This window comes from Pseudomonas rustica (assembly GCF_018336155.1).
Classification (GTDB): domain Bacteria; phylum Pseudomonadota; class Gammaproteobacteria; order Pseudomonadales; family Pseudomonadaceae; genus Aquipseudomonas; species Aquipseudomonas rustica.
The window spans coordinates 396,103-416,983 of the sequence record NZ_JAGYHF010000006.1 but is presented as its reverse complement, the minus strand read 5'-3'; the positions used below and the strand labels follow the sequence as shown (position 1 = coordinate 416,983).

Annotated in this window: 20 protein-coding genes and 1 other RNA gene; 13 read left to right on the top strand and 8 right to left on the bottom strand. The window is 61.0% G+C overall.

Annotated features, from left to right (window positions below):
- Positions 1–80 precede the first annotated feature (80 nt).
- Complete coding sequence (locus KFS80_RS14450) at positions 81–236, top strand: hypothetical protein (protein WP_008081430.1); 156 nt, start codon at positions 81–83, stop codon at positions 234–236.
- 34 nt (positions 237–270) lie between these two features.
- Here the strand turns inward: KFS80_RS14450 and KFS80_RS14445 are convergent, their stop codons facing one another.
- The 4 genes from KFS80_RS14445 to KFS80_RS14430 form a co-directional block, all read right to left on the bottom strand.
- A complete protein-coding gene (locus KFS80_RS14445) occupies positions 271–876 on the bottom strand; it encodes a 5-formyltetrahydrofolate cyclo-ligase (RefSeq protein WP_123454492.1) in 606 nt (201 codons plus the stop codon).
- Positions 877–954: 78 nt separating this feature from the next.
- A non-coding RNA gene (gene ssrS / locus KFS80_RS14440) (6S RNA) lies at positions 955–1,133 on the bottom strand.
- Positions 1,134–1,163: 30 nt separating this feature from the next.
- Positions 1,164–1,481 carry a cell division protein ZapA gene (locus tag KFS80_RS14435; protein WP_008081434.1) on the bottom strand — a complete coding sequence of 106 codons (318 nt, stop codon included), beginning with the start codon at positions 1,479–1,481 and terminating at the stop codon, positions 1,164–1,166.
- Positions 1,478–1,687, bottom strand: a complete 210-nt coding sequence (locus KFS80_RS14430; protein WP_007911197.1) for a TIGR02449 family protein — start codon at positions 1,685–1,687, stop codon at positions 1,478–1,480. Before KFS80_RS14430 ends, KFS80_RS14435 begins: the two co-directional genes overlap by 4 nt.
- A gap of 130 nt (positions 1,688–1,817) precedes the next feature.
- On the opposite strand from KFS80_RS14430, the gene KFS80_RS14425 reads away from it, so the two are divergent.
- The 10 genes from KFS80_RS14425 to gcvP all read left to right on the top strand — a co-directional run bounded on the left by KFS80_RS14425 (position 1,818) and on the right by gcvP (position 14,402).
- Positions 1,818–2,378: a YecA/YgfB family protein gene (locus KFS80_RS14425; RefSeq protein ID WP_053124884.1), complete on the top strand. Its 561-nt coding sequence runs from the start codon at positions 1,818–1,820 to the stop codon at positions 2,376–2,378.
- 27 nt (positions 2,379–2,405) lie between these two features.
- Complete coding sequence (gene pepP / locus KFS80_RS14420) at positions 2,406–3,740, top strand: Xaa-Pro aminopeptidase (protein WP_102901403.1); 1,335 nt, start codon at positions 2,406–2,408, stop codon at positions 3,738–3,740.
- Complete coding sequence (ubiH, locus tag KFS80_RS14415; RefSeq protein ID WP_212545128.1) at positions 3,737–4,924, top strand: 2-octaprenyl-6-methoxyphenyl hydroxylase; 1,188 nt, start codon at positions 3,737–3,739, stop codon at positions 4,922–4,924. The genes pepP and ubiH overlap by 4 nt, the downstream gene beginning before the upstream one ends.
- Positions 4,917–5,402, top strand: a complete 486-nt coding sequence (locus tag KFS80_RS14410) for a DUF4442 domain-containing protein (protein ID WP_212545127.1) — start codon at positions 4,917–4,919, stop codon at positions 5,400–5,402. The genes ubiH and KFS80_RS14410 overlap by 8 nt, the downstream gene beginning before the upstream one ends.
- Before the next feature lie 9 nt (positions 5,403–5,411).
- Positions 5,412–6,629 (top strand): 2-octaprenyl-3-methyl-6-methoxy-1,4-benzoquinol hydroxylase, encoded by a 1,218-nt coding sequence (locus tag KFS80_RS14405; protein WP_212545147.1) that lies wholly within the window; start codon positions 5,412–5,414, stop codon positions 6,627–6,629.
- A 259-nt stretch (positions 6,630–6,888) separates the two neighbouring features.
- Positions 6,889–7,893, top strand: a complete 1,005-nt coding sequence (locus tag KFS80_RS14400) for an extracellular solute-binding protein (RefSeq protein WP_212545126.1) — start codon at positions 6,889–6,891, stop codon at positions 7,891–7,893.
- A gap of 143 nt (positions 7,894–8,036) precedes the next feature.
- Positions 8,037–9,653, top strand: a complete 1,617-nt coding sequence (locus tag KFS80_RS14395; RefSeq protein WP_008081442.1) for an ABC transporter permease — start codon at positions 8,037–8,039, stop codon at positions 9,651–9,653.
- 155 nt (positions 9,654–9,808) lie between these two features.
- Positions 9,809–10,891: a glycine cleavage system aminomethyltransferase GcvT gene (gcvT, locus tag KFS80_RS14390; protein WP_053124871.1), complete on the top strand. Its 1,083-nt coding sequence runs from the start codon at positions 9,809–9,811 to the stop codon at positions 10,889–10,891.
- A gap of 48 nt (positions 10,892–10,939) precedes the next feature.
- Positions 10,940–11,323: a glycine cleavage system protein GcvH gene (gene gcvH / locus KFS80_RS14385; RefSeq protein ID WP_053124868.1), complete on the top strand. Its 384-nt coding sequence runs from the start codon at positions 10,940–10,942 to the stop codon at positions 11,321–11,323.
- Positions 11,324–11,528: 205 nt separating this feature from the next.
- Positions 11,529–14,402: an aminomethyl-transferring glycine dehydrogenase gene (gene gcvP / locus KFS80_RS14380; RefSeq protein WP_212545125.1), complete on the top strand. Its 2,874-nt coding sequence runs from the start codon at positions 11,529–11,531 to the stop codon at positions 14,400–14,402.
- A 294-nt stretch (positions 14,403–14,696) separates the two neighbouring features.
- Here the strand turns inward: gcvP and KFS80_RS14375 are convergent, their stop codons facing one another.
- The 3 genes from KFS80_RS14375 to KFS80_RS14365 form a co-directional block, all read right to left on the bottom strand.
- A complete protein-coding gene (locus tag KFS80_RS14375; RefSeq protein WP_171057234.1) occupies positions 14,697–15,017 on the bottom strand; it encodes a DUF2388 domain-containing protein in 321 nt (106 codons plus the stop codon).
- A gap of 65 nt (positions 15,018–15,082) precedes the next feature.
- Entirely contained in the window at positions 15,083–16,867 is a 1,785-nt protein-coding gene (tfpB, locus tag KFS80_RS14370; protein WP_212545124.1) for a type IV pilus assembly ATPase TfpB, read from the bottom strand.
- Positions 16,868–16,959: 92 nt separating this feature from the next.
- Positions 16,960–17,298 carry a hypothetical protein gene (locus KFS80_RS14365; RefSeq protein WP_212545123.1) on the bottom strand — a complete coding sequence of 113 codons (339 nt, stop codon included), beginning with the start codon at positions 17,296–17,298 and terminating at the stop codon, positions 16,960–16,962.
- A gap of 126 nt (positions 17,299–17,424) precedes the next feature.
- On the opposite strand from KFS80_RS14365, the gene KFS80_RS14360 reads away from it, so the two are divergent.
- Positions 17,425–17,889: an Lrp/AsnC family transcriptional regulator gene (locus tag KFS80_RS14360; protein WP_016983809.1), complete on the top strand. Its 465-nt coding sequence runs from the start codon at positions 17,425–17,427 to the stop codon at positions 17,887–17,889.
- Between the two features lie 135 nt (positions 17,890–18,024).
- Here KFS80_RS14360 and KFS80_RS14355 read toward each other — a convergent pair whose 3' ends face one another.
- The gene (locus KFS80_RS14355) at positions 18,025–19,395 is read right to left on the bottom strand and encodes a CYTH domain-containing protein (RefSeq protein WP_053124859.1); all 1,371 of its coding nucleotides are present in this window, start codon (positions 19,393–19,395) and stop codon (positions 18,025–18,027) included.
- A 155-nt stretch (positions 19,396–19,550) separates the two neighbouring features.
- On the opposite strand from KFS80_RS14355, the gene argE reads away from it, so the two are divergent.
- A complete protein-coding gene (argE, locus tag KFS80_RS14350) occupies positions 19,551–20,708 on the top strand; it encodes an acetylornithine deacetylase (RefSeq protein WP_212545122.1) in 1,158 nt (385 codons plus the stop codon).
- Positions 20,709–20,881: the final 173 nt, after the last annotated feature.

The following is a 20,881-nucleotide window of genomic DNA, read 5'->3' as shown; positions in this document are numbered from 1 at the left end:
TAAAGCTTGACGCTGCTGCACGGCCTACAAACGGAAACCGCTGCTGTCATCGTGTTGATGTGCCTTGAGGGGGGCAATCGATGAAACGCAAACCGGATTTACTATGGACTTTGGTAATTTTGTTTGGCCTGGGCGTCGTGACCACCGGTTACGCGCAGAGTCTGTGGACAACCAAAGCTGACGCTCCAATCGAAGTCGCGCAACAGGTTCAACAGTCGACCGCGTTCAAGCGCTGAAACTGCACGCCCGACGCCGCTGATCTGCGGCGTCCTATCCCGCGAAATACCACGCCTTGTCGCTGACCGTGCCTTGTAACGGTACATCCCAGCTCGCCTGCGCCAAGCGTTCGACCTTCTGACATTCATGGGCCAGCCCCAACAGCGTCGGCTTGCGCCAGCTTTTGCGCCGCGCCAGATACGCCAGGCTGCGATCGTAAAAACCGCCGCCCATGCCCAGTCGCCCGCCGACATCGTCAAACCCCACCAATGGCAACAACACCAGATCCAGCGCCCAGACCTTGCGTTGCCGAGCCAGATTGGCGCGTGGCTCAAGAATGCGGAAGCGATTGGGTTTGAGTTTCTCGCCGGGACGAATGCGCTGGAAGACCATTTTGGTTCGCGGCCAGGCACTCAGCACCGGCAGATACGTCGCCTTGCCTCGACGCTGTGCTTCACGCAGCAGCAGGCGCGGATCGATTTCACCGTCGGTGGGTAAATACAGAGAGATGTGTTTGGCCCGGCGAAAGTGCGGGTCTTGCGCCAGTTGCCGGTACAGGCCTTTGGCGGCCTGGCGTTGCTCGCTTTTGCTCAGCGAGCGGCGCGCCTTGCGCAGCAGGCGGCGGAGTTGCGGGCGGGGCAGCAGCGCGGGTTCGGTCATGGTTCGGCTTCGGCAGGTGGGACGAAAACGTACGCATAAAAAATCCGATGTCGGTTTAACCGACATCGGATTCGAATCAGGCTCCCCGGATGAACCGCTGTCAACTTAGCCCTTGAACCCGAAAGTTCAAGGTGGAAGATGCAGTAGACTTTAAGGCTTTCCGTCTAGCGGACATGCACACCAGCCCAACGTGCAACTTCCAGGGTAGTGCGAATCGGCTCAGGGACATCGTCAACTGGCAAGCACCCCAGGGAGTGCCGCGAGTATACCGCAAGCGGCCAGTCGAATCAGCCCTTGGTGTTGGTCTGATCGTCGGCGAGCACCAGATCGACACGATCGAGCAAGTCGCGCACCTGTTCACGGGTCGAACCGCTGGCCTGGATATCCGGACGCTCTTCTTTGTGCAAGAGGTCGTGGGTGATGTTCAGCGCGGCCATCACGGCGATGCGATCGGCGCCGATGACTTTGCCGCTGCTGCGGATCTCGCGCATTTTGCCGTCGAGGTAGCGCGCGGCGCTGACCAGATTGCTGCGTTCTTCCTGTGGGCAGATGATCGAATATTCTTTATCGAGGATCTGCACGGTGACGCTATTGCTTGAACTCATGAGTCTTGCTCCAGGGCCTTGAGGCGCGAAATCATCGATTCGACCTTACGCCGGGCGATTTCGTTTTTTTCAATGAGGTGAGCGCGTTCCTCGCGCCAGGTCTTTTCCTGAGCTAGTAAGAGTGCGTTTTGACTCTTAAGTTGCTCGACTCGACCAATCAACAGTTCGAGTCTGGCCATCAGCGCTTGCAGGTCGGTGTCTTCCATTGTGTCCACTGAGTTGGAGTCTGTCTGATGGGATAGCTGGCGGACAGCCTTTAATAGTCTTGGCGAGTCTGTCGATGTAGGATACAAGGCCTTCATTCTAGACATAGCGCCGTCTGGCGCCTAGCTGCCCATGACCATTCAGAATTCCCCGTACCAAGCCTTCGCCACGCTGCTGACTTCCAGCGGCCACAACGTCTCGCCTGCCGAACTGCATGGCCTGCTGCTCGGACGCAGCTGCGCCGGCGCCGGTTTCACTGCCGAAGAATGGTTGATCGACGCTGCCGAACTGCTCGAAAGCGAGCCGCAGGACAACGTTCGCAACGCCTTGATCGGCCTGCAAGAGATGGTCAAAGGCGAACTCACCGGCGACGACGTTACCGTCGTTCTGCTGCTGCCGACCGATGACGCGCCGCTGGCCGAGCGCGCCGCTGCACTGGGCGAGTGGTGCCAGGGCTTCCTCAGCGGTTTCGGCCTGAACTGCCGCGACAGTAGCATGCTCAGCACCGAAGCCACCGAAGTGCTGCAGGATCTGGCGGCGATCTCCCAGGTGCAAGACGCTCTGGAAGAATCCGAAGACGGCGAGACCGACTACATGGAAGTCATGGAGTACCTGCGCGTCGCGCCGCTGCTGTTGTTCTCGGAAACCAAGAAAGCCGACGTGCCGCCAGCGGCCAAACCGTCGCTGCATTAATCGCGTGCCAGGGAAAGCCATCTGCCCATGACCCATATCCCCAAAGCGGAATACAGCCGTCGCCGCAAGGCCCTGATGGCGCAGATGGAACCCAACAGCATCGCGATCCTGCCCGCCGCCGCGGTCGCCATCCGCAACCGCGACGTCGAGCACGTCTACCGTCAGGACAGCGATTTCCAATACCTCAGCGGCTTTCCCGAGCCGCAAGCCGTCATCGTCTTGATGCCCGGCCGCGAGCATGGCGAGTACGTGCTGTTCTGCCGTGAACGCAACGCCGAACGCGAATTGTGGGACGGCTTGCGCGCAGGGCAGGAAGGCGCGATCCGCGACTTCGGTGCCGACGACGCCTTCCCGATCACCGACATCGACGACATCCTCCCGGGCCTGATCGAAGGCCGCGACCGGGTGTATTCGGCGATGGGCAGCAACCCCGAATTCGACCGTCACCTGATGGACTGGATCAACGTGATCCGCTCCAAGGCGCACCTTGGCGCGCAGCCACCGAACGAATTCGTTGCGCTGGATCATCTGCTGCACGACATGCGCCTGTATAAATCGGCGGCAGAAGTGAAGGTGATGCGCGAAGCCGCACGGATCTCGGCGCAAGCCCATATCCGCGCGATGCAGGCCAGTCGGGCCGGGCTCTACGAGTACAGCCTCGAAGCCGAACTCGACTACGAATTTCGCAAGGGTGGGGCGAAAATGCCCGCTTATGGTTCGATCGTCGCCGCCGGGCGCAACAGCTGCATCCTGCATTACCAGCAGAATGACGCGTTGCTCAAGGACGGCGATCTGGTGTTGATCGACGCCGGTTGCGAGATCGACTGCTACGCCAGCGACATCACTCGTACCTGGCCGGTCAACGGCAAGTTTTCGCCCGAGCAGAAAGCGATCTACGAATTGGTGCTGGCCTCGCAGGAAGCCGCGTTCGCCGAAATCGCCCCGAACAAACACTGGAATCAGGCGCACGAGGCCACGGTTCGGGTGATCACCACGGGGCTGGTGAAGCTCGGATTGTTGCAAGGCGAGGTCGACGAGTTGATCGCCAGCGAGGCCTATAAAGCCTTTTATATGCACCGTGCCGGCCACTGGCTGGGTATGGATGTGCATGACGTCGGCGAGTACAAGGTCGGCGGCGAATGGCGCGTGCTGGAAGTCGGCATGGCGCTGACCGTGGAGCCGGGCATCTACATCGCCCCGGACAATCAAAACGTCGCGAAGAAATGGCGCGGCATTGGCGTGCGCATCGAGGACGACGTGGTCGTGACCAAAACAGGCTGTGAAATCCTCACCACCGGCGTACCGAAAACCGTCGCCGACATCGAAGCGCTGATGGCGCAAGCAAGGACACACGCGGCATGAGTCGAGTCAATCTGGCAATCATCGGTGGCGGTCTGGTCGGCGCCAGTCTGGCGTTGGCCTTGCAGGCCGGGGCCAAGGCGCGCGGCTGGAAGATCGTGCTGATCGAGCCGTTCGCCCCCGGCGACAGTTGGCAGCCGAGCTACGACGCACGTTCGTCGGCGCTGTCCTTCGGCTCGCGACAGATTTATCAACGCTTGGGCGTGTGGCAGGAAATCTCCCGCCGAGCCGAGCCGATCAAACAGATTCACGTATCTGACCGTGGTCGCTTCTCCACCGCGCGTCTGTCGGCGATGGAAGAGGGCGTACCGGCACTTGGTTATGTGGTGGAAAACGCCTGGCTCGGCCATTGCCTGTGGCAGCACGTCGACAAAGAGGTGATAAGTTGGCGCTGCCCGGCAGAAGTCACGCGCATGGAGCCGCTGGCCGACGGCTATCGCCTGACCCTCAACGATGAAACCACGCTGGAATGCGACCTCGCCGTGCTCGCCGATGGCGGTCGCTCCGGGCTGCGCGAGCAGTTGGGCATCAACGTGCGCCAGCGTCCGTACAACCAGAGCGCGCTGATCGCCAACATCACCCCGAGCGAAGCGCACAACGGCATGGCTTTCGAGCGCTTCACCGATGAAGGGCCGATGGCGCTGCTGCCGCTGCCGGAAAACCGTTGCGCCCTGGTCTGGACGCGTTTGGGCATGGACGCGCAGCGTCTGGCCGATTTGAGCGAGCGTGATTTCCTCAGCGAATTGCAGGGCGTGTTCGGTTATCGCCTCGGCACGTTGAAACAGGTTGGCGCGCGGCATTTATATCCGCTGACGCTGGTCGAGGCCGAAGAGCAAGTGCGCTCGCATCTGGCCGTGCTCGGCAACGCGGCGCACAGCCTGCACCCGATAGCCGGGCAGGGTTTCAACCTGTCACTGCGCGATGCCGATGCCTTGGCCTCTGCATTGTTGGCCAGCGACAAACCGCTGGGCGATTTCGCCACGTTGCAGGCGTATCGCGAGCGTCAGCGTCTCGATCAGGATCTCACCGTCGGTTTCTCCGATCAGGTCACGCGCCTGTTCGGCAGCACGCAGCCGCTGGTGTCGCTGGGCCGTAATATCGGCTTGCTTGGCCTCGATTTGTTGCCACCGGCCAAGCGCTGGTTTGCGCGTCAGGCCATGGGGTTGGGGACGCGTCCGGATGCTTAAGTGGTTGACTAAAAAATTCGGCAAGGCGCGGTTGATGCGCTGGGTGATGACCTTCTACCCGCCGTACCTTGGCGCTGGCGTGCGCGTTCGCCATATCAGCGATGACTTCCGCGACGTTCAAGTGACGATGGGCCTCGGCTGGTACAACCGCAATTACGTCGGTACGCAGTTCGGCGGCAGTCTGTACTCGATGGTCGATCCGTTTTTCATGCTGATGCTTATGGAAAACCTCGGTTCGAAGTACATCGTCTGGGACAAGGCAGCGGATATCGATTTTATCGCGCCGGGCAAAGGCCCGGTGTTCGCCCGGTTCAGCATCGACGAGACCTTGCTCGGCGAGATTCGCCGGCAGACCGCCAATGGCGAGAAATACCTGCCGCAGTTGCAGGTCGACATTCATGACGGCGCCGGCAACCTTGTCGCGCGGGTCGGTAAAACCCTTTACGTGCGGCTCAAGCCGCAAGCGAGACAGGCTTAAAGCATGGACATGCGCGCAGATCTGCTGATTGTCGGAGCCGGAATGGTCGGCAGCGCCCTGGCGTTGGCGCTGCAGGATAGCGGGCTGGAAGTGCTGCTGCTCGACGGCAGCCCGCTGAGCGTCAAACCGTTCGACGCCGAAGCCGCGTTTGAACCGCGAGTGAGCGCGTTATCGGCGGCCAGCCAGCGAATCCTCGAACGCCTCGGCGTCTGGGACGGCATCGCCGCACGGCGCAGCAGCCCGTACACCGACATGCACGTGTGGGACGGCAGCGGCACCGGACAGATTCATTTTTCGGCGAGCAGCGTGCACGCCGAAGTACTCGGCCACATCGTCGAAAACCGCGTGGTGCAGGACGCCTTGCTCGACCGTTTGCACGATTGCGATCTGGGCATGCTGGCCAATGCGCGGCTGGAACAGATGCGCCGTTCGGGCGATGACTGGCTGCTGACGCTCGCCGATGGTCGACAGTTGCGCGCGCCGTTGGTGATTGCCGCTGATGGGGCTAACTCGGCGGTGCGCCGTCTCACCGGGATGGCCACGCGCGAGTGGGATTACATGCACCATGCCATCGTCACCAGCGTGCGCAGCAGCCAGCCGCACCAGTCGATCGCTTGGCAGCGCTTTACCGATCACGGGCCGTTGGCGTTTCTGCCGCTGGAGCGTGACGGGCAGCAGGATTGGTGTTCGATCGTCTGGTCGACCACGCCGAGCGAAGCCGAGCGTTTGATGGCGCTGGATGAAGCGGGTTTCTGCCGCGAGCTGGAGCGTGCCTTCGAAGGTCGCCTTGGCGAAGTCATCAGTGCTGATCCGCGCCTGTGCGTGCCGCTGCGTCAGCGTCATGCCAAGCGTTATGTGGCGGAAGGGCTGGCGCTGATCGGTGACGCGGCGCACACCATTCACCCGTTGGCGGGGCAGGGTGTGAACCTTGGTTTCCTCGATGCGGCGGTGTTGGCCGAAGTATTGCTGCAAGCGGCCGAGCGCGGGGAGCGTCTGGCTGATGTGAAAGTGCTGAGCCGTTACGAGCGTCGTCGCATGCCGCACAACCTCGCGCTGATGGCGGCGATGGAAGGGTTTGAGCGGTTGTTTCAGGCGGATCGTTTGCCGGTGCGTTGGCTGAGGAATGCCGGGTTGAAGCTGGTGGAGCAGATGCCCGAGGCGAAGGCGCTGTTTGTGCGGGAGGCCCTCGGGTTGACGGGGGATCTTCCGGCCCTCGCCAAACCTTGATCATTTCGTTGCTGCTGATGGCCTCATCGCGAGCAGGCTCACTCCTACATTTGAAATGCATTCCCCTGTAGGAGCTGCCGCAGGCTGCGATCTTTTGATCTTAAAAACAACATCAAAAGATCGCAGCCTTCGGCAGCTCCTACAGGGATGGCGGTCGATCATGCAACATCTGGTAACTCCTTCAAAAAGAGTTCGATTGAGGTGGTAAATGTGAGTCCTTATCATTTGGCCCACATTTCCCGACCGAGAGACCACTCCCATGTTGGCACCCAAGCGTCTTCTGACCGCACTGGCCCTGACCCTGATCGGTAGCACCACGGCCCAGGCCGCTGATGAGGTGGTGGTTTACTCGTCGCGCATCGATGAGCTGATCAAACCGGTATTCGATGCCTACACCGCCAAGACCGGGGTGAAGATCAAGTTCATCACCGACAAGGAAGCGCCGCTGATGCAGCGCATCAAGGCCGAAGGTGAAAACGCCACCGCCGACCTGCTGCTCACCGTTGATGCCGGCAACCTCTGGCAGGCCGAGCATATGGGCATCCTCCAGCCGTTCACCTCGAAAACCATCGACGCCAACATTCCCCTGCAATATCGCTCGTCCACCCACGCCTGGACTGGCCTTAGCCTGCGCGCGCGCACCATCGCCTATTCCACCGAACGGGTGAAGCCGGGCGAGTTGACCACTTACGAAGCGCTGGCCGACAAGAACTGGGAAGGGCGCCTGTGCCTGCGCACGGCGAAGAAGGTCTACAACCAGTCGCTGACCGCGACCATGATCGAAGTTCACGGCGCAGCCAAGACCGAGGAAATCCTCAAAGGCTGGGTGAATAACCTGTCCACCGACGTGTTCTCCGATGACGTTGCAGTGCTGGAGGCGATCAACGCCGGGCAGTGCGATGTGGGCATCGTCAACACTTACTACTACGGTCGCCTGCACAAGCAGAAGCCGGAGCTGCCGGTGAAACTGTTCTGGCCGAATCAGGCGGATCGCGGTGTGCACGTGAACCTGTCGGGGATTGGCCTGACCAAACATGCACCGCACCCGGAAGCGGCCAAGGCTCTGGTTGAATGGATGACCACGCCGGAAGCGCAGAAGATTTTTGCTGATGTGAACCAGGAATTCCCGGCCAACCCGGCGGTGGCGCCTTCGGAAGAAGTGGCGGCGTGGGGCAAGTTCATTGCTGATACGTTGCCGGTGGAAGTGGCGGGCAAGCGTCAGGCTGAAGCGATCCGCATGATGGATCGGGCGGGTTGGAACTGAGTCTGCTGCTGTAAAGATCAAAAGATCGCAGCCTTCGGCAGCTCCTACAGGGTGATCACATTTCCCAATGTAGGAGCTGCCGGAGGCTGCGATCTTTTCGCTTTCTTCCTTACACTCCACGATTTCCCCGCGAGACCTTTGAAGTGGCCCACCCCGCCCAACGCCGCTGGTACCCCATCGTCTTCGCCATCGCCGCGTTGGTGCTGCTGCCCCTGAGCGTTCTGCTGCTCTCCTGGCAGACCATCGATCAACAAATCTGGTCGCACCTGTGGCAAACCCAGATGCCGCGCCTGCTCGGCAACACCTTGACGCTGGTACTCGGCGTCGGTGTCGGCGTGACGCTGCTCGGCGTCAGCCTCGCCTGGCTCACCAGCCTCTGCGAATTCCCCGGACGGCGCTGGCTCGACTGGGCGCTGATGCTGCCGTTCGCTATCCCCGCGTACGTACTGGCCTTCGTCTTCGTCGGCCTGCTCGACTTCGCCGGCCCCGTGCAAACCCTGCTGCGCGAATGGTTCGGCACAGGCCTGCGCCTACCCCGGGTGCGCTCCACCGGCGGGGTGATTATCGTGCTGGTGCTGGTTTTCTACCCGTACGTTTACCTGCTGGCGCGCACCGCGTTTCTTGCGCAGGGCAAAGGCTTGATGGAAGCCGCGCGGGTGCTCGGCCAATCGCCGTGGCAAGCCTTCTGGCGCGTAGCGTTGCCGATGGCGCGGCCGGCGATTGGTGCCGGTGTGGCGCTGGCGCTGATGGAAACCCTCGCCGATTTCGGTGCGGTGTCGGTGTTCAACTTCGACACCTTCACCACCGCGATCTACAAAACCTGGTACGGCTTCTTCAGCCTGTCGAGCGCGGCGCAACTGGCCAGCCTGTTGCTGCTGGTGGTGATGCTGGTGCTGTACGGCGAACGTCGCGCACGCGGCGCCAACCGCGCGAGCAACGAGCGGCCTCGGGTGAAAGCGCTGTATCACCTGCGCGGATTCAAAGCCCTCGCGGCGATGAGCTGGTGCGGACTGGTGTTCGCCTGCGCCTTCGTGATTCCGATGCTGCAACTGATCGTCTGGTTTTGGCAGCGCGGGCGCTTCGATCTCGATGAGCGCTACGCCGGGCTGATCCTGCACACCCTCTATCTGGGCGGCATGGCGGCGCTGATCACCGTCAGCGTCGCCTTGCTGCTGGCCTTCGCCCGGCGCTTGGCGCCGACGCCGGCGATCAACTCCGGCGTGGGTCTGGCCAATCTCGGTTACGCCTTGCCGGGTTCGGTGCTGGCGGTGTCGATCATGCTCGCGTTCAGTTATCTCGATCGCGAGTTGGTGATCCCGCTCTCCGGCTGGCTCGGTGGTGCGGGCAAACCCTTGCTGCTCGGCAGTCTCGCGGCGTTGCTGATGGCGTATCTGGTGCGCTTTATTGCGGTCGCCTACGGCCCGCTGGAAAACAGTCTGGCGCGTATACGGCCGTCTTTGCCCGAAGCGGCACGTAGCCTCGGTGTCAGTGGGCCACGACTGTTTTTCAAAGTGTATCTGCCGTTGTTGCTGCCCGGCACGTTGAGCGCCGCGCTGCTGGTGTTCGTCGATGTGCTCAAGGAAATGCCCGCGACCCTGCTGATGCGCCCGTTTGGCTGGGACACGCTGGCCGTGCGCATCTTTGAAATGACCAGCGAAGGCGAATGGGCGCGGGCGTCGTTGCCGGCGCTGACCCTGGTTTTGGTCGGACTGTTGCCGGTCATCGGCCTGATTCGCCGCTCGGCGCATCGAAACACTTAGTAGTGAGTCCTGAATCATGCGGCTACAATGCGCGGCATTCGGTGCGGTTCGTCTGACAGACCCGTTCGCTGGAATCGGCTGAGAGCCTTCTATTTCAAGGCTTTCGCCCGTGCAGCGGCTGTCCGCACCTTCGCCACGCCCGGAAGGAGAAACCCATGGGACAGCGTACGCCTCTGTATGACCTGCATCTCGCCCTCGGCGCGAAGATGGTCGATTTTGGCGGTTGGGACATGCCACTGCATTACGGCTCGCAGGTTGAGGAGCACCACGAGGTGCGCCGCGATTGCGGGGTGTTCGATGTATCCCATATGACCGTGATCGATGTCACCGGCAACCAGGCCAAGGCCTGGCTTCAGCATTTGCTGGCCAATGACGTCGAACGCCTGCACCGCCCCGGCCGTGCGTTGTACAGCACCATGCTCAACGAGCGTGGCGGCATCGTCGACGACATGATCGTCTACCGCCTCGACGAGGGTTATCGTCTGGTGGTCAACGCGTCCACCCGCGATCAGGATCTGGCGTGGATGAACGCGCAACTTTCCGGCTACGACGTGCAATTGCATGAGCGTTCCGAGATGGCGATGCTGGCCATTCAAGGCCCGCAAGCCCGGCACAAGATTGCCGAGCTGGTGACTCAATCCCGCGCCACGCTGATCCAGCACCTCAAACCCTTCGAAGGCTATACCGACGGCGACTGGTTCATCGCGCGCACCGGTTACACCGGTGAAGACGGTCTGGAAATCGTCCTGCCAGCCAATCAGGCTCCGGGTTTCTTCAACGATCTGGTTGGCGCCGGCATTTCCCCGATCGGTCTCGGCGCCCGCGATACCTTGCGCGTTGAAGCCGGGATGAACCTCTACGGTCAGGACATCGATCAGGACGTTTCGCCGCTGGCCTCGAACATGGCCTGGAGCATCGCCTGGGAACCGGCCTCGCGGCAGTTCATCGGCCGTGCTGCCCTGGAGGCGGAAAAAGCCGCTGGCGTGGCGCACAAACTGGTCGGTCTGGTGCTGGAAGAACGCGGCGTTTTGCGCGCTCATCAAGTGGTTCGTATCGCCGATGTTGGCGAAGGAGAGATCACCAGTGGTAGTTTCTCCCCTACGCTAAGCAAATCGATTGCCCTGGCGCGTGTTCCGATGGCAACCGCCGACCGCGCCGAAGTGGAAATCCGTGGCAAGTGGTACCCGGTACGTGTGGTCAAGCCGACCTTCGTCCGCCATGGCAAAACTTTGATCTAACCTTTTCCGGCGGGCACGACCGCTGACAATTTCTCGAGGACACCGAAGATGAGCGATATCCCTGCCGACCTGCGTTTTGCCGAAAGTCATGAATGGGCCCGTCTGGAAGCCGACGGCACCGTCACTGTGGGCATCAGCGATCACGCGCAGGAAGCGCTGGGTGATGTGGTGTTCGTCGAGCTGACTGAAGTCGGCAAAGTCTTCGCTGCACAAGATCAGGCCGGTGTGGTTGAGTCGGTGAAAGCCGCTTCCGACATCTACGCGCCGATCGGCGGTGAAGTGATTGCCGTCAACGAAGAGCTGGGTGGTTCGCCTGAACTGCTGAACTCCGACCCGTACGGCGCGTGGATCTTCAAGATCAAGCCAACCGACGCGGCTGAGCTGGACAAGCTGCTGGATGCCGGCGCTTACAAGGCTGCCATCGGCGAGTAAGCATTAAGCAATACCCAAAGCCCCGACTTGTCGGGGCTTTTTTTTCAGGATCAAAAGATCGCAGCCTTCGGCAGCTCCTACAGGGGGATGGTGTAGACCTTGTAGGAGCTGCCGAAGGCTGCGATCTTTTGATCTTCAAGGGCACTGCTATGCTGGTTTGACCGTGTTGCATTGACGCCGAGCGCCAGCCAAGAGAGAGCCCGTCATGTCCCAGTTGCCGTCCTTGAGCCAGTTACGCGATCCCGATGCCTTCCTGCGTCGTCACCTCGGCCCGGATGCCGCCGAGCAACAAGCGATGCTCGACAGCCTCGGCCTCGGCAGTCGCGCCGAACTGATCGAACAGACTGTGCCGCCGGGCATCCGCTTCAATCGCGCACTCGATCTGCCGCCGGCGCTGGACGAACAAGCGGCGCTGGCCAAACTGCGCGGTTATGCCGAGCAGAATCAGGTCTGGAGCAGCCTGATCGGCATGGGCTACCACGGCACCCTGACGCCGACCGTCATCCTGCGCAACGTGCTGGAAAATCCCGGTTGGTACACCGCGTACACGCCGTATCAACCGGAGATCGCCCAAGGCCGGCTCGAAGCGCTGTTGAATTTCCAGCAACTGACCATCGACCTCACCGGCCTCGAATTGGCCAACGCCTCGCTGCTCGATGAAGCCACGGCGGCGGCTGAAGCCATGGCGCTGGCCAAGCGTGTGGCGAAGTCGAAGAGCAATCTGTTTTTCGTCGATGAGAACTGTCACCCGCAGACCATTTCCGTGGTGCAGACCCGCGCCGAGGGCTTCGGCTTTGAGCTGATCATCGACGCTGTGGATAACTTGAAGCAGCACCAGGTATTCGGTGCGCTGCTGCAATATCCCGACACCCACGGCGAAGTGCGCGATCTGCGTCCATTGATTGATCACTTGCACGCGCAGCAAGCGCTGGCGTGCGTCGCTACGGATTTGTTGAGTTTGCTGTTGCTGACCCCGCCGGGTGAGTTGGGCGCGGATGTGGTGTTTGGTTCATCGCAACGGTTCGGCGTACCGATGGGTTATGGCGGCCCGCACGCGGCATTTTTTGCCAGTCGTGAGGAATATAAACGGGCGATTCCCGGGCGGATCATCGGTGTGTCGAAAGACGCTCGGGGCAACGTCGCGTTGCGCATGGCCCTGCAAACCCGCGAGCAACATATCCGCCGCGAGAAGGCCAACTCGAACATCTGCACAGCGCAGGTGCTGTTGGCGAATATCGCCAGTTTCTACGCGGTGTATCACGGCCCGGAAGGTCTGAAACGCATTGCCCAGCGGGTGCATCGGTTGACCTGCATTCTGGCGGCAGGCCTTGAACGGCATGGGCTGAAACGCCTGAACGCGCAGTTTTTCGACACGCTGACGCTCGACGTTGGTGGCGCACAAACCGCGATTATTCAAAGCGCTCAGACTGCGCAGATCAATCTGAGGATTCTTGGCCGTGGCCGCGTCGGGCTGAGCCTTGACGAGACCTGCGATGAAACGACCGTGGCGAAACTGTTCGATGTCTTGCTCGGGGCTGATCACGGCTTGAGCGTCGACGATCTCGACGCCGAGGCGCTGACCTCGGGCATCCCGGAAAACCTTCAGCGCACAACGCCGTACCTGCGCCATCCGGTCTTCAACGCGCACCACAGCGAAACCGAAATGCTGCGCTACCTCAAACAACTGGAGAACAAGGATCTGGCGCTCAACCAGTCGATGATCCCGCTGGGCTCCTGCACCATGAAACTCAACGCCACCAGCGAGATGATCCCGATCACCTGGCCGCAATTCGCCAACCTGCATCCGTTCGTGCCGCGCGAGCAAGCCGTCGGCTACACGCTGATGATCGAGGAGCTGGAGCGCTGGCTCTGCGCGATCACCGGTTTCGATGCGATCTGCATGCAGCCCAACTCCGGTGCGCAGGGCGAATACGCCGGGCTGCTGGCGATTCGCAAATATCACGAGAGCCGGCAACAGGGCGCTCGGGATATTTGTCTGATTCCTTCGTCAGCCCACGGCACCAACCCGGCGTCGGCGCAGATGGCCGGGATGCGCGTGGTGATCGTCGAGTGCGACGCGGCGGGCAACGTTGATCTGGAAGATTTGAAAGCCAAAGCCGCTGAGGCTGGGGATAAGTTGTCGTGTTTGATGGCGACGTATCCATCGACCCATGGCGTGTACGAGGAGGGCATCAGCGAAATCTGCGAAGTGATCCACCAACACGGCGGTCAGGTGTACATGGACGGCGCCAACCTCAACGCGCAGGTCGGGCTGGCACGACCGGCGGACATTGGTGCCGACGTCTCGCACATGAATTTGCACAAAACCTTCTGCATTCCTCATGGCGGCGGTGGGCCGGGGATGGGACCGATCGGGATTCGTGCGCACTTGGCGCCGTTCGTTGCCAATCACCCGGTGGTGCCAATCGACGGGCCGCTGCCGCAGAACGGCGCCGTCAGTGCCGCGCCTTGGGGCAGTGCGAGTATTTTGCCGATCAGCTGGATGTACATCGCCATGATGGGCCCGCAATTGGCCGATGCCAGCGAGGTGGCGATTCTCGCGGCGAATTACTTGGCGCAGCATTTGTCCGGCGCGTTCCCGGTGCTGTACACAGGGCGTAACGGGCGGGTGGCGCATGAATGTATTTTGGATTTGCGGCCATTGAAGGCGCAGACCGGAATCAGTGAAGAAGACGTCGCCAAGCGCCTGATGGATTACGGCTTCCATGCGCCGACCATGTCATTTCCGGTGCCGGGGACGTTGATGGTCGAGCCGACCGAGAGTGAATCCAAGGCTGAGCTGGATCGGTTTATCGGCGCGATGCTGAGCATTCGAGCGGAAATCACCGAGGTGCAAAACGGTAACTGGCCGGCAGAAGACAACCCGTTGAAACGCGCGCCGCATACCTTGGCGGATGTCATCGGGGTGTGGGAGCGGCCGTACAGCATCGAACAAGGCATCACCCCGGATGCGCACACCAAAGCGCACAAGTATTGGCCAGCGGTGAATCGGGTGGACAACGTTTACGGCGATCGCAACCTGTATTGCGCGTGCGTGCCGGTGGACGATTACCGCTGATTTCCCGGCAAGCACACCTTCCCCTGTGGGAGCGAGCCTGCTCGCGAAAGCGGAGGTTCAGTCACCGAAAATATTGGGTGAAAGAAAGCTTTCGCGAGCAGGCTCGCTCCCACAGGGGTTAGGCGTTGAGCGGAAATCCGGGCAAAAAAATACCGCCCGTTTGAGCGGCACTTCACACAAGTATTGGCAGACGATTACCGCTGAAGATCAAAAGATCGCAGCCTTCGGCAGCTCCTACTTTGGAATGCATTTTCCTGTAGGAGCTGCCGAAGGCTGCGATCTTTTGCTTTTGGCTTACTCGGAAGCCACGGCGTTTTTCGCCAGAATCGCATTCGCCAGTTCCATGTCCGTGGCCTGCAGGCCCGGGTTGTCGGCGCGTACTTTCTGCATCGCGGCTTCCAGGTACGGCCCGCGAATGCCGCCGTCGCTGGCGACGAAGCTGCCGGCATCGTCCTGGGCGGCGATGATCAGTTTGTGATCCTTGAAGGTCAGGTAGGTCGAACCGGTGGTCGCACCGGACGAAATGACGTTACGCCAAAAGCTGTCCGCCATGGCCGAACCAACGGGAAGGGACAGCAGGGCCAAGGTGGCGACAGCAAGTTTGAGACGCATGATGAGGTGACTCCTGGGGGTTAACTAGGGCGTTGGATTGCCAAGCCCCGATCCAGTTCCCTGACGGGTTACTTGAGCTCACTCTGCGGCGTGACCCGCAACACTTCCTCAATCGTGGTCAGTCCCGCCGCCACCTTCTGCGCGCCGGACAGACGCAAACTGCGCATGCCTTCCTTGAACGCCTGACGTCGAATCGCCGCCAGATCGGTGTCCGGTGTGATGAACGCCTTCAGGCTGTCGCTCAGTTGCATGATTTCGTAAACCCCGGCGCGCCCGTGATAACCGGTGTCGCGGCACTCCACACAACCGATCGCCCGTTGCGCATTGCCCGGCAGCGGCGCTTGCCACGGGCGAGTCAGGGTTTGCCAGTCTTCTTCCTCCAGCGTCTGCGGTGCCTTGCAGTGCGGGCACAGCGTGCGCACCAGACGCTGGGCCATAACGCCGAGCACGGTGGCTTTGATCAGGTAATGCGGCACACCGAGTTCGAGCAGACGGCTGATCGCGCTGGGTGCGTCGTTGGTGTGCAGGGTCGACAGCACCAAGTGCCCGGTCAGCGCTGCCTGAATAGCCATTTCGGCGGTTTCCAGATCGCGGATCTCGCCGATCATGATGATGTCCGGGTCTTGCCGCATCAGCGCACGCACACCGGCGGCGAAGCTCAGGTCGATGTTGTGCTGCACCTGCATCTGGTTGAACGCTGGCTCGACCATTTCGATCGGGTCTTCGATGGTGCAGAGGTTCACTTCCGGCGTCGCCAGTTTTTTTAGCGTGGTGTACAGCGTTGTGGTCTTGCCCGAACCGGTCGGCCCGGTGACCAGAATGATGCCGTTGGGCTGGCGGGTCATGTCCTGCCAACGCCGCAGATCGTCGGCGCTGAAACCCAGTTGATCGAAATCCTTGAGCAGCACTTCCGGATCAAAAATCCGCATGACCATTTTTTCGCCGAACGCGGTGGGCAGCGTCGACAGGCGTAACTCAACTTCGCCGCCCTCCGGGGTCTTGGTCTTGACCCGGCCGTCCTGCGGTTTGCGCTTCTCGGCGACGTTCATCCGCCCAAGGCTTTTCAGGCGACTGACGATCGCCATGGTCACCTGCGGCGGAAATTGATAGACGTTGTGCAGCACGCCGTCGATGCGAAAGCGCACGGTGCCTTGTTCCCGTCGCGGTTCGATGTGGATATCGCTGGCGCGCTGCTGAAAGGCGTACTGGAACAACCAGTCGACGATGTTGACGATGTGCGCGTCGTTGGCGTCCGGCTCCTGATCGCTGGCGCCGAGGTTGAGCAGTTGTTCGAAGTTGCCGAGGTTGCCGCTCTGCGCATCGGCATTGCTGGCGCCGCTGACTGATTTGGCCAGCCGGAAAAACTCGACGCTGAAGCGCTGGATGTCCGCCGGGTTGGCCACCACCCGTTTGATCGGCAGTTTCAGCACGTGAGTCAGATCGGCTTCCCAACCGGTGACGTAAGGCTGGGCGCTGGCGACGGTCACCGCATCACGGTCGACCGCCACGGCGAGAATCTTGTGCCGTTGCGCGAAGGCGTAAGACATCAACGGCGTGATCGCGGCGACGTTGATCTTCAGCGGATCAATGCGCAAATACGCTTGGCCGGCCTGTTGCGCCAGCCACAAAGTCAGGCTTTCCAGGTCGAGGTGTTTGCCCGGCCGGCTGAGGTCGTCGAGTTGCTGGCTGGCGATAAATTCCAGCGGGTGCATCTGGCCATGTGCGGCGTGCCGGCGGCGCGCATTCAGCGCCTGCTCCGCCGCGTCCTGGCAAATAAAGCCTTGGGCGACCAGTTCACGCAGCACATCATTGAGTTCCAGCCAGCGGTCCTGAGTGGCGAATTGAACGGACATGCGGGCTTCCTTTTAAACGACAGTGCGCAAAAGGATAGTCGCGGCCGGGCAGACCGTTGGGCCACTACCCGACGAAGCCGTTGCCGGATTTGTCAGCCGGCCGCTTGTGCAGGCGCATCCCAAGCGCTGTCGGCGTTTTGCAGATCCACTGAGCAGACGCTGATCAGGTTACGAAGTTTTTCCGCGATCACTTGCGCGCGATGCCAACTGAGTCCGCCCATGACGATGTCGATCGAAATTAGGTCGTCCATGCGCTGCACGTTGACCTGTTCGGGCGTGAGGAATTGCAGGGCGAACAGATTCAGCACCCGCACCAGCAAATCCGGCTCGGCTTCGGCGAGGATTTGATATTGCGCCAGGCAATGGGCGTTGCTGACGTTCCAGACATCGGCGCGGGTGGGCGTGGTGGTGACGGCTTCGAGGTGCGGCATGACGAGTCTCCAAATTCTCTGGAGGAATTTTTACATTCGGTGCGGGGTATTTCTTGGCTATGATCGGCGTTATTGGCGATTGATCGAATGGATCTATTCGCAAGGCTGTTGATTAGAGGTTTTTCTATGCACAGTGAGCTGGACAGCTATGACCGCAAGATTCTCGCCCTGCTGCAAGAGGACGCTTCACTGTCGAGCGCGCAGATCGCCGAGCAGGTCGGACTCTCGCAATCGCCGTGCTGGCGGCGGATTCAGCGGATGAAGGAGGAGGGCATCATTCGTGGCCAGGTGACGTTGCTTGATCGCAAGAAGATTGGCCTGAACACGCAGATCTTCGCCGAGATCAAACTCAACGCGCACGGGCGTTCGAACTTCACCGAATTTACCGAAGCGATTCGCGGCTTTCCGGAGGTGCTGGAGTGTTATGTGCTGATGGGCGCGGTGGATTTTTTGTTGCGGATCGTCGCGGCGGACATTGAGGCGTATGAGCGGTTCTTCTTCGAGAAGTTGTCGCTGGTGCCGGGGATCCAGGAAGTAAATTCGATTGTGGCGCTGTCGGAGATCAAGTCCACCACCAGCCTCCCGGTTTGACCCTGATCGTTCCCACTGATCGTTCCCACGCTCTGCGTGGGAACGCCTCAATGGACGCTCTGCGTCCGCTTTGGGACGCGGAGCGTCCCGGGCTGCATTCCCACGCAGAGCGTGGGAACGATCATCACAGGGGTGTTACATGCGCAGCAGCATTTTCCACGCACGATTCTGGTAAACCGCAATCGCCTGCTGCTTGCGTGCATCGAGCAGTTCGTCAGTGATCGTCGGCTCGTTGGCCAGTTGTGCCAGTTTGTTCAGTTCGCCGTACAGGCGATCCATTTCCGGGATCTCCAGCACGTTGCGTGCGTGGTGCAGCCAGACCTGAATGCGCTCGATACGTGGCAGTTGCTCAGCCAGATCTTCCGGCTGCTGCTGATAACGCTGCAATTGCAGAGCGGTCGCTTCTTCGCCCAAGGTGCGCGGCAGCCAGCTGTGCAATTGCGCGCCGCCCTGACGATTGCCACGCACGTTACGCTCGGCGGTCCAGGTGCGAGCCAGCAACCAGCGCGAAGTGTTCAGCGAGAACAGGCCCCAACGCGGGTCTTCGAGTTCTTCGAGGAACTGCTCCGGCGCGGCTTTGCGCACGTCTTCGTCCTCGATACCGGCCTGCACCAGCGGGCGCCAGTCTTCCAGCAACGCATCCAGAGCAACGCGCAAGTCGTGGGTCGACTGACGCGGCGCGGCCTGGCCGAGGCTGCTGAGCAGGGCGCGCATTTCCGCGAGGTTCTCGACCCAGTCGAGCAGCAGGCGCCAGTGGCCGTTGAAACGGTACTGTTCAGCCAGACGCTGGCTGCTGCCGAGCAAGTGCCAGCTCAGCGCGGCAAAAGCGTCGTCGAGCTGGGTTTCCGGGGTCAGCTCTGGCGCTGGCAGGCTCAGCGAGTAGCTGTTGGCATCGTACAGACGATAACCGCGCTCAGCCTTGCTGATGTCGCACGGCATCAGCGCGAGGGTAGCGGCCAGTTCAGCGGCCAGTTCCAGCAGCGCAGCAGGCTCGCCTTCGCGCAGTTCCAGCTCCAGTTCGCAGATTTCTTCTTTCTGCTTGCCGACCACAACGTGACCGAGATCCAGCGCGGCTTCGATAACCACTTTGCTCTTGCCACGGCCCCAGGCAATTTCGGCGCGTTCGCGGACGAAATCGGTGGTGAAGATCGGCTTGAGGGTTTTCTTGTCCAGCTCGGCCAGCGACTCGGGCCAGCATTCGCCGTCGAGTTTCTTCACGTCGAGTTTGGCTTTCGGCAACTTCCAGTCGTATTCATTACGCTCGGACAGGCCGGCGACGCTCTGGCCACGGGTCTTGAGGGTCTGAATCACTTCGTCACCGTCCTTGCGCAGGCGCAGGGCAACTTTGGCCTGAGCCAGATCGCGCTCGGGGGTGTCGAAGTACTGGTTCATCAACTCACGGCGTTCCCAGCCACTTTTGTTGCGTTTTTTCAGTAACGGGTGCTCGCGCAGGGCGGCGAGGGTTTCGCGGCTGACGCGGAGTTTGATTTCGGTTTCTTTCTGCATGGCCGGAAAATCCAGGATCGGGAGCGCAGCCGGGGAATATGTGGCTGCCAAGGCCGTGCAGTGTACAGGACTGATTCGTCCTACGCCCTGCGGCGGTTTATTCCTGACGCCGGATGGTTCTATGATGGACTTCAAATCGGGAGTTGGAGTCAGCGATGCCTTTGCCGTCCATGCAAGACCAGTTCGCTGCGCTGATCGCCGCGCCGTCGGTCAGCTGTACCCAACCGAACCTTGATCAGTCCAACCGCGCGGTGATCGATTTGCTCGCCGGCTGGCTGGGTGATCTGGGTTTCAGCTGCGATATCCAGCAAGTCAGCCCCGGCAAATTCAACCTGCTCGCCAGTTTCGGCAGCGGCCCCGGCGGGCTGGTGCTGGCCGGGCACAGCGACACGGTGCCGTACGACGATGCGTTGTGGCAGACCGATCCGCTGAAATTGACCGAAGTCGATGGCCGCTGGGTCGGCCTCGGCAGTTGCGACATGAAGGGCTTTTTCGCGCTGATCATCGAAGCGGTGTTGCCGCTGCTCGATCAGCCGTTCAAACAACCGCTGTTGATCCTCGCCACCTGCGATGAAGAAAGCTCGATGTCCGGCGCCCGCGCGCTGGCCGAGGCCGGGCGTCCGCTGGGGCGTCCGCTGGGGCGTGCGGCGGTGATCGGCGAGCCGACCGGGCTCAAGCCGATCCGCATGCACAAAGGCATCATGATGGAGCGCATCGACATTCTCGGGCAGAGCGGCCATTCGTCGGATCCGCGCCTGGGCCACAGCGCTCTCGAAGCGATGCACGATGCGATCGGCGAACTGCGCGGTCTGCGCCTGTTGTGGCAGCGTGAATTCAACAACCCGCAGTTCAGCGTGCCGCAGCCGACGATGAACTTCGGCTGCATCCATGGCGGCGATAATCCCAACCGGATTTGCGGCCAGTGTTCGCTGGAGTTCGATCTGCGACCGCTGCCGGGCATGGATCCGAAAGTCCTGCGCGCGGAGATTCTGCGCAAGCTCAACCCGGTGGCCGAGCGGCATCAGGTGAAGATCGATTACAAACCGCTGTTCCCGGAAGTGCCGCCGTTCGAGCAGGATGCAGACGCCGAACTGGTGCGCATCGCCGAAAAGCTCACCGGTCATAGCGCCGAAGCAGTAGCGTTCGGCACCGAAGCGCCTTATCTTCAGCGCCTCGGCTGCGAAACCATCGTCCTCGGCCCCGGCGACATTGCCTGCGCGCATCAGCCCGGCGAGTACCTTGAAATGTCACGTTTGCAGCCTACCGTGCATCTATTACGGCAACTGATTGAACATTACTGCCTGAAGAATTGAACGCCTCCCTTGTAGGAGCTGCCGCAGGCTGCGATCTTTTGATCTTGGTTTTAAAGCGCAAAAGATCGCAGCCTGCGGCAGCTCCTACAGGGGGAGGTCGTTAAATTTGTGGGAATTGAACCCGTATTCATGAGGAGAGCGCGCGTGTCGCCAAGCCTGTTCCGACGATAACC